Source organism: Micropruina sp. (genome assembly GCF_027492755.1).
GTDB lineage: Bacteria > Actinomycetota > Actinomycetes > Propionibacteriales > Propionibacteriaceae > Micropruina.
In genome coordinates, this window is sequence record NZ_JAPUED010000249.1 from 1 (window position 1) to 8,778 (window position 8,778).

The following is an 8,778-nucleotide window of genomic DNA, read 5'->3' on the forward strand; positions in this document are numbered from 1 at the left end:
CCCACGCCGGCCCCGAGATCGGCGTCGCCTCCACCAAGGGCTTCCTCACCCAGGTGGCGGCCTGCTACCTGCTCGGCCTCTACCTGGCGCAGGTGCGGGGCGCGAAGTTCGGCGACGAGATCGCCGCCATCATGGGCGAGTTGGCCGCCACCCCGCCGCTGATCCAGCGGGTGCTCGACGAGATCGAGCCGATCAAGGAACTCGCTGCCCGCTACGTCGAGGCCGAGTCGGTTCTCTTCCTCGGCCGGCACGTCGGGTACCCAGTCGCCCTGGAGGGTTCGCTGAAGCTGAAGGAGATCGCCTACCTGCACGCCGAGGGCTTCCCCGCCGGCGAGCTCAAGCACGGCCCGATCGCCCTGGTCGAGGACGGCATCCCGATCTTCGTCGTGGTGCCGCCGCAGGGCCGCGATCAGCTGCACGACAAGGTGATCTCGAACGTCCAGGAGGTGCGGGCCCGCGGCGCGTTCACCATCGTTCTCGCCGAGGACGACGATCACGAAGTGACCCCGTACGCGGACTTCCTGTTCCGGCTGCCCAAGGTGTCGACGCTGATGCAGCCGCTGGTCGCCACGGTCCCGCTGCAGATGTTCGCCTGCGAGGTGGCCACCCTCAAGGGCTACGACGTCGACCAGCCTCGCAACCTCGCCAAGTCGGTCACCGTCGAGTGATCGTCGGCATCGGCATCGACGTCTGCCCCGTCGAACGGTTCGCCTCGGCAGCTGCCCGCGAGCGGCTGCTGGCTCGGCTGTTCACCCCTGCCGAGCGGGATTCGTCGATGAACCGGATGGCCGGACGCTTCGCCGCCAAGGAGGCGCTGGCCAAGGCGCTCGGGGCACCCGCCGGGCTGTCCTGGCACGACGTCGAGGTGCGCAAGGACGACCTCGGCAAGCCCTACTTCCACTACACCGGGACGATCGCCGACCGGGTCGCCCAGCTGGGCATCGCCACCGTGCATCTCTCCATCACCCATGACGCCGGCATCGCCGCCGCGGTGGTGGTCTGCGAGGCTTGACGCCATGAGAGCGGCGTACCTGGCCCAGACCATTCGCGCGGCGGAGGAGCCGCTGCTGGCCTCGCTGCCCGGGGTGCTGATGCAGCGTGCGGCGTCCGGGCTGGCGTCGGTGTTGTTGCGGGAGCTTCGCGGGTTGCGCGGCGCCGTCCATGGCGCGCGGGTGCTGGTGGTCGCCGGTGCCGGCAACAACGGTGGTGACGCGCTGTATGCCGGGGCGCGATTGCTGGGCCGCGGCGTCGGGGTGACGGCCTGGTTGACCTCGGAACGTGTCCATGAGGCCGCCTGGGCCGCCTTTCGTGTCGCCGGCGGCCGGCAGGTGGACGCGGTCGGCGCCGTGGCCGCTCTCGGTTCGATCGATCTCGTTGTCGACGGAGTGCTGGGTATCGGCGGACGCGCTGGGCTGCGGGAACCGGTCGCCCTGTTCGCCCGAGCATGCGCGGACGCCGAGGTGCCGGTGGTGGCCGTCGACCTGCCGTCCGGGCTGGACGCGGATCAGTGCGGCTCGGTCAGCCCGGCGGCCGCCGTCATCCCGGGCTTGCCCCGGGATCTAGTCGGCGTCGGCCTGCCTCACTTCACCGCCGTTCGCACCGTCACCTTCGGCGGGCTGAAGTTCTGCCAGGTGCTCGAGCCGGCGGCGTCCGCATCCGGAACGGTCGAACTGGTCGACATCGGGCTCGACCTGCCCGAACCCGACCTGCGCTGCTGGGAACCCTCGGACGTCGCGGCCGTCTGGCCGACTCCGGACGCCGGCAGCGACAAGTACTCCCGCGGCGTGGTCGGCCTCGACACCGGGTCGGGCGACTATCCCGGCGCCGCCGTGCTCTCCACCCTGGGCGCCGTGCACGCCGGTGCCGGCATGATCCGGTTCGCCGGCGCGGACGGGGCGGTCGCGCTGATCCGCCAGGCGGCACCCAACGTGGTCTTCGGCGCCGGCCGGGTGCAGGCCCGGGTGCTGGGCTGTGGCTGGGGGAAACGTCCGGACGGCGCCGTGGCGGTCGAGCAGGCGCTGGCCGAGGCGCTCCCCCTGGTGCTGGACGCCGACGCGCTGCGCTTCCTGCCGCCCGGCGAACTGGGGGAGCGGGTGCTGCTCACCCCGCACGCCGGTGAACTGGCCCGGCTGCTGGAGATCGAGCGCGCCGCGGTGAGCGCCGACCCGCTCGCGGCCGTCCGCGCCGCCGCGACCCGGTTCGGCGCGACGGTGCTGCTCAAGGGCGCCACCCAGTACGTCTGCGGGCCCGACGGCCGGGTCGGCATCGCCGTCCCAGGCCCGCACTGGACGGCCCAGGCCGGCTCCGGTGACGTGCTGGCCGGCATCTGCGGCACCCTGCTCGCCGCCGGGCTCCCGCCCGCGAAAGCGGCCCTGGCCGGAGCGTCGATCCAGGCGCTGACCGCGGCGTCCGCTCCCGGACCGTACCCGCCCCAGGAGCTCGCCGTCCGGCTCCCCGGCGTGGTCGCCGGGCTGTGTGCTCCGACATCCAGGCCCCGCCCGTCCTCCAGGCCCCGCCCGTCATCCCGGACTTGATCCGGGATCCCGGCCGCCGGAGATCCCGGCGTTCGCCGGGATGTGACCTTCTGGCTGTGACCTAGTGTCGTCACAGTCGTCATCCCGGACGTGAATCGGGATCCCCGGGTGCTCGCCCCGACTGGCCGGATGGCGGGCCGAGGATCGTTCTTGCCGGTGCGAGGTGACAGAATCCCTTCTGGCGCCTGTTGCGTGCCGGACATCCGTCGACGAGGAGAACCTTGATGGAACAGACCCTGGTGATCGTGCTGATCGTCGCCGTGGTGGCCATTGCGACCATGTACCTGGTGCGCAGGCGCCAGTCGGCTTCCCCGCAGGCCCCGACCGAGACCGCCAAGGCGCAACCAGTCCCGCCGGCGCCCGCCCCACCCGCCGCCGACACCCTCGCCGAGCCGGCCGCCGAGTCCGCGCCCGTCGAGCAGGCTGCGATCGACGACGAGAACGCCATCCTGAAGCTGCGCGCCATCGAACTGCAGGGCACCGCCAGCAGCAAGGACGACGCGATTCGTGAGGCCGGGGGCCTGTTGGTCGCGACCGGTGCGGTCGACGACAGCTACATCGACTCGATGTTCGAGCGGGAGCGTTCGGTGTCCACCTACATGGGCAACCTGCTGGCGATTCCGCACGGCACCAACGAGGGCATGACGAAGATCCGGAGGTCCGCGATCTCGGTCGTCCGCTACCCGAACGGGCTGGAGTGGAACGGCAACCCGGTGAAGTTCGTGATCGGTATCGCCGGTGCCGACGGCCAGCATCTGGAACTGCTGGGCCGGATCGCCGAGGTCTTCCTCGACGAGTCGAAGGTCGCCCAGCTCGAGCAGGCGGTCACCCCTGAGCAGGTCTGGCGCACGCTGGTCAAGGTCAACAACTGAGCTAGTGCGGCGTCCGGCCGGCCGCCGCACGGAGCATCGGCCGCTGGGTCCGGTACCAGTCCCGGGTGCGGTCCGCACGCTGTTCGACGATGGCCCAGTAATCCACGAAGCCTTCGATGCCCGCGTCCGAGCCGTCTTCGACGACTTGGTAGAGCCAGTCGTGGTTGGCGCTGACCGCGTCGAGGAACTCGTCGGCATCGAAGTCGCCGCCGTAGGCGTTCAGGAAGATGCCCAGTCGTTCCGCGCCGCGGCCGTGTCGCGGGTCGTCGATGTATTCGTCGGCCCGCAGCGGTGCCCACAGTCGGGCGGCGGCCGCGACGTCCCAGATCGGACGGCCGGGCCCGGCCAGGTCGAAGTCGATCAGTGCCACCGCCACCTGGTCGCGGAACACCACGTTGGCCAGGTTCGGGTCGGAATGGCAGGCCAGCGCACCGCGGAACTCCTCGGGCGGCGGACGCGACCAGCGCCAGGGTGCCAGGTCGAAATCGGCGACCGCCTCGTGATAGCGGCGCAGCAGCCGGGCCACGCTACGCAGCGTGTCATCGCTGAACATCCACGGTGCGTAGGGCGGCACGACGGCGTCGCCCGGAATGAAGCTGAGCACCTCACGGCCCTGCTCGTCCATGCCGAGGAACCGGGGCGCTCCGTCGAAGCCCACCTCGTCCAGGTAGGTCAGCAGCGCGTGCACGCTGGCCGCGTGCGGTCCGGGTGGTCGATGGACGGCGTCGCCGCGCCGCATGATCAGCCCGCGGTTGGCGGTGCCGCCGACCAGCACCACCTCGTCCGGGCGATCGGTGCCACCGCCGGTGCCGGTCACGAGCGGGCCGGTTCGTCGCGGCTGAGCAGAGCTTCGGCGAGCGCGGAGTGGGTCACCAGCATGGTGACCAGCCCGCTGCGCAGCGCGGCCAGCACCGCGGGGTACTTCTCGCTTCCGTAGGGGATGGCGATCCGGTGGGACGCCGCCCGCAGTTGGGCCGCCTCGACGGCGATCATCCGGTCGTTGAACGGGGTGTGCAGCGGTTCGCCGTCGGCGGCGAGGCAGATGCCCGCCATCTCGGCGCAGACGCCGGCCTGAGCCAATGCCGTCCGTTCCGGCGGCGTGGCCGCCTGGTAGAGCGTCGACAGCCCGGGCGCCCAGCGGCCGATGCCGGCCACCGCGACGTCAGCGGAGGAGGCCTTGCCGAAGGCCCGGACGATTTCCGGCTGGCGCCGCAGCGCGCGGGCGGTCGCGGCGTCCGGAACCAGGAACGGTGCGAAGTACAAGTAGGCGGGGCCGCGGCAGACCCGGGCCAGGTCGCGGACCACGTCCACCGCAGTCTCGTCGTCGATCGAACCGGACGGATCCTGCGGCCGCGGCAGCACCCCGGTGAGCTGGACGACGGAGGCCTGCGGCAGCCGCCGCACCTGGCGCACCATGGACTGGACGCAGCGGGCCCAGGCCAGTCCGATCAGGTCGCCGGCGCTGACCACCTCGCCGAGCAGGTCGGCCGCGGCCCGTCCGAGCGCGGCCCGGAGCAGTGCCGGATCGCCCTCGGCGCAGTCGACCACCACCGCGTGCTCCAGTCCGAACCGCTCCCGTAGCCGGATCGACCGGTCCAGGTCGATCGCGCCGGACTGCTGGATCTCGATCCGCACCACACCTTCCTGCCTGGCGACCTGCAGCAACCGGGCGACGCGGAACCGGCTGAGCCGGAACTCGTCGGCGATCTCCACCTTGGTGCGTTCGTCGAGGTAGTACCGGTGCGCGATCTCGGCGGCGAGAACGAGCTCGGCAGGGCCTTTGAAGCCGGCCCCGGTGCGCTGGCTGGGTTCGCTCATTTGAGCCATGACGGTATCAGAACGCTGTTGTCTGTTGACAGGCCGGAGTGCCGGAGGCATCCTCCGTGCCGTGGGCACTGTGCAGATGAGTGTTCAGTGCCTCATTGTGCGTGCCGGGCGGGTCGGGGTGTAGCCCTCCCCCCGCCAGCGGTCTAGGGTTCTCAGATCACGTGCGCGGGACCTCTTCAAGCAGTGTCGCAGGGGCTCCCCGGGCAGAACTAAGGAGACATATATGTCGACCACAACAGCCGCGCCGAGAACCTCGGTGCGGGTTCACATCCAAAAATTCGGGACATTCCTGTCCGGCATGATCATGCCCAACATCCCGGCGCTGATCGCCTGGGGCATCCTGACGATGTTCTTCATCCCCGCCGGTTTCACGCCGAACGAGAGCATCGCGACGATCGTCGGGCCGATGATCCACTACCTGCTGCCGATCATCATCGCCGTCACCGGCGGAACCATGGTCTACGGCGCCCGCGGTGCCGTCGTGGCCGGCATCGGCACCATCGGTGCGATCGCCGGCTCGGACTACCTGATCGCGCAGGAGAACATCCGACTGCTCGAAGTGTGGCTCGCGCAGGGCAACGCCGAGGATGCGTTCAAGGAACTGGGCCAGGTGCACATGTTCATCGGCGCCATGATCATGGCGCCGTTGGCCGCCTACTCGATGAAGTGGCTGGACGGCCTGTGGGAGAACAAGATCAAGGCCGGCCTGGAGATGCTGGTCAACATGTTCTCGGCCGGTATCTGGGGCTTCTTCCTGCTGATCATCGGCTTCTACCCCGTCGCCTGGCTGGTCAACGGCCTGATGAACGTGCTGAGCAGCGCGGTGAACTGGCTGGTGGCCAACAACCTGTTGCCGCTGACCAGCATCATCATCGAACCGGCCAAGGTGTTCTTCCTGAACAACGCCATCAACCACGGCGTGCTGACACCGCTCGGCACCCAGGAGGCATCCGATACCGGCAAGTCGATCCTGTTCCTGCTCGAGGCCAATCCCGGCCCCGGTCTCGGCCTGTTGCTCGCTTTCGCGGTGTTCGGCATCGGTGCGGCCAAGGCGTCGGCCCCGGGTGCCGCGTTCATCCAGTTCGTCGGCGGCATCCACGAGGTGTACTTCCCCTACGCGCTGATGAAGCCGGCGCTGCTGATCGCCCTGATCGGCGGCGGCATGACCGGTGTCACCACCAACATGCTGCTCGGCGGTGCGCTGCGGGCTCCGGCCGCCCCGGGAAGCATCCTGGCGGTCATCGCCCAGACGGCGCCCGGCGCCTACATCGCCGTGATCCTCTCGGTGATCCTCGCCGCCACCGTCACCTTCCTGATCGCCGGGGTGATCCTGCGGGCCTCCCGCAAGCGTGACCTGGCCGCCGCGGCCGCGGGCGAGGATAAATTCGCCAGCGCGATCAGCCAGACCGAGGCCAACAAGGGCAAGTCGTCCGATGCGCTGTCCGGCCTGCTCGGTGCCGGCGGGGCGGAGCCGTCCGGACCGGTGAAGTCGATCGTGTTCGCCTGCGACGCGGGCATGGGCTCCTCTGCGATGGGTGCTTCGGTGCTGCGGAAGAAGATCCAGTCCGCCGGGTTCAAGGACGTGACGGTGGTGAACAAGGCCATTTCGAACCTGACCGACACCTTCGACGTGGTGGTGTCGCATCAGGACCTGATGGACCGCGCGGCCCCCGCCACACCCTCGGCCGTGCACGTGGCGGTGGACAACTTCATGGCGTCCCCGCGCTACGACGAGGTGGTCGAGATGGTCCGTCGGGCCAACGGTGGTGGTGCCGCCGAGGCGCCGACTCCCGCGCCTGCCCCGGCTCCGGCGGCTGCGCCCCAGCCGGCAGCCGCGGCGTCCGAAACCGATGAGGCGGACGCGGTGCTGAAGCTCTCCTCGATCGTCCTCGACGGCTCCGCCACCGACCGGGACGGCGCCATCACCGAGGCCGGCAACCTGCTGGTGGCTTCGGGGAACGTCGACGCCGGCTACGTGGCGGCGATGCACGAACGGGAGAAGTCGGTGTCCACCTACATGGGCAACCTGCTGGCCATCCCGCACGGCACCAACGAGGCGAAGTCGATGATCACCAAGTCGTCGATCTCGGTCGTCCGGTACCCCAACGCGATCGACTGGAACGGCAACCCGGTGAAGTTCGTCATCGGAATCGCCGGCGCGGGCAACGACCATCTGGAACTGTTGGGAAAGATCGCCGAGGTGTTCCTCGACGAGTCGCAGATCGCGAATCTCGAACAGGCATCGTCGCCGGCGCAGGTGCGCGACGCCTTCGGAAAGGTGAATGGCTGACATGAAGGCAGTGCATTTCGGGGCCGGCAACATCGGCCGTGGGTTCGTCGGGTTGTTGCTCAGCAACGCCGGCTACGAGGTGGTCTTCGCCGACGTGGCCGAGGCTCTGATCGACGCTCTGGCGAACTCCGAGTCCTACGCCGTCAACGAAGTGGGGGACGATCCGCGCACCACCGTGGTGCGCGGGTACTCCGCCCTCAACTCGGCCAAGCAGGCCGAGGAGCTGACCGCGGCGATCGCCTCGGCGGACATCGTGACCACGGCGGTGGGGGCGCACATCCTGAAGTTCGTGGCTCCGGCGATCGCCGCCGGGATCGCGGCGCGGCCGTCCGGGGCGGCCAAGGTGGCGGTGATGGCGTGCGAGAACGCGATCAACGGCACCGACATTCTCAAGGGTGAGGTCGAGGAGGCCTACCAGGGGGATGACCTGGCCGACCGAGCGCTGTTCGCCAACACCGCGGTCGACCGGATCGTCCCCGCCCAGGCGCCGGACGCGGGGCTCGACGTCACCGTCGAGAACTACTTCGAGTGGGCCATCGAGACCCCGCCGTTCGACGGCAACGTGCCCGACATCCCCGGGGTGACTTGGGTGGAGGACCTGGAGCCCTACATCGAGCGCAAGCTGTTCACGGTGAACACCGGCCACGCCACCGCGGCCTGGTTCGGTTACGCTGCGGGCATCGAGAAGATCTCCGACGCGCTGCTCGACTCGTCGGTGTCGGCGAAGGTCGCCGACGCGCTGGCCGACACCAAGTCGTTGATCGTCGCCAAGCACGGCATCGACGAGACGGTGCAGAGCGCGTACGTGTCGAAGATCCTGAAGCGGTTCGCCAACCCGTTCCTGCCCGACACCACCCTGCGGGTCGGACGCGGACCGCTGCGCAAGCTGAGCCGGCACGACCGGTTCATCTCCCCGGCGTCCCAGCTGGCCGAACGGGGCATGTCCTGCGACGGCCTGCTGGCCGCCATCGGTGCCGGGCTGCGCTTCGACACCCCCGAGGACCCGGAGGCCGTCGAGCTGCAGCGTCTGCTCGGCGAACTCTCCCCCGAGGACGCGGTCGCCAAGATCACCGGCCTGGACCCCGATCACCCGCTCTACCCCGCGGTACTCGAGGTCTTCGCCCAGCGCCAAGCCTGACCTGCGGACATACCGACGGCGGCCCCGCGGGGCCCCCCGGCGGCCGGTGGCGGCGAGGGGGGGGGGGGGGGCGGCGGGGAGAAAAACAACGCCGGGGGCGGGTGTTTCGGGGGGGCA

General features: G+C 69.9%; 8 protein-coding genes. 6 read left to right on the forward strand and 2 right to left on the reverse strand.

The window, feature by feature from the left end:
* From Q0066_RS16705 to Q0066_RS16720, 4 genes are all read left to right on the forward strand, one after another.
* A partial coding sequence (locus tag Q0066_RS16705; RefSeq protein ID WP_298135051.1) for an SIS domain-containing protein occupies positions 1-668 on the forward strand: 668 nt, incomplete at its 5' end.
* Positions 665-1,012, forward strand: coding sequence for a holo-ACP synthase (locus Q0066_RS16710; protein WP_298135052.1), 348 nt, complete (start codon positions 665-667; stop codon positions 1,010-1,012). The genes Q0066_RS16705 and Q0066_RS16710, both read left to right, overlap by 4 nt.
* A gap of 4 nt (positions 1,013-1,016) precedes the next feature.
* Entirely contained in the window at positions 1,017-2,534 is a 1,518-nt protein-coding gene (locus Q0066_RS16715) for a bifunctional ADP-dependent NAD(P)H-hydrate dehydratase/NAD(P)H-hydrate epimerase (RefSeq protein ID WP_298135053.1), read from the forward strand.
* 224 nt (positions 2,535-2,758) lie between these two features.
* Complete coding sequence (locus Q0066_RS16720; protein WP_298135054.1) at positions 2,759-3,406, forward strand: PTS sugar transporter subunit IIA; 648 nt, start codon at positions 2,759-2,761, stop codon at positions 3,404-3,406.
* Between the two features lies 1 nt (position 3,407).
* Here the strand turns inward: Q0066_RS16720 and Q0066_RS16725 are convergent, their stop codons facing one another.
* Together Q0066_RS16725 and Q0066_RS16730 are read right to left on the reverse strand one after the other, a co-directional pair.
* Positions 3,408-4,223 carry a phosphotransferase gene (locus Q0066_RS16725; protein ID WP_298135055.1) on the reverse strand — a complete coding sequence of 272 codons (816 nt, stop codon included), beginning with the start codon at positions 4,221-4,223 and terminating at the stop codon, positions 3,408-3,410.
* Positions 4,220-5,224, reverse strand: coding sequence for a sugar-binding domain-containing protein (locus Q0066_RS16730; protein WP_298135056.1), 1,005 nt, complete (start codon positions 5,222-5,224; stop codon positions 4,220-4,222). Before Q0066_RS16730 ends, Q0066_RS16725 begins: the two co-directional genes overlap by 4 nt.
* Positions 5,225-5,456: 232 nt before the next feature.
* Between Q0066_RS16730 and Q0066_RS16735 the strand changes: the two genes are divergently transcribed.
* Both Q0066_RS16735 and Q0066_RS16740 read left to right on the forward strand, forming a co-directional pair.
* Complete coding sequence (locus Q0066_RS16735) at positions 5,457-7,523, forward strand: PTS sugar transporter subunit IIA (RefSeq protein WP_298135057.1); 2,067 nt, start codon at positions 5,457-5,459, stop codon at positions 7,521-7,523.
* A gap of 1 nt (position 7,524) precedes the next feature.
* Positions 7,525-8,661, forward strand: a complete 1,137-nt coding sequence (locus Q0066_RS16740; protein ID WP_298135058.1) for a mannitol-1-phosphate 5-dehydrogenase — start codon at positions 7,525-7,527, stop codon at positions 8,659-8,661.
* Positions 8,662-8,778: the final 117 nt, after the last annotated feature.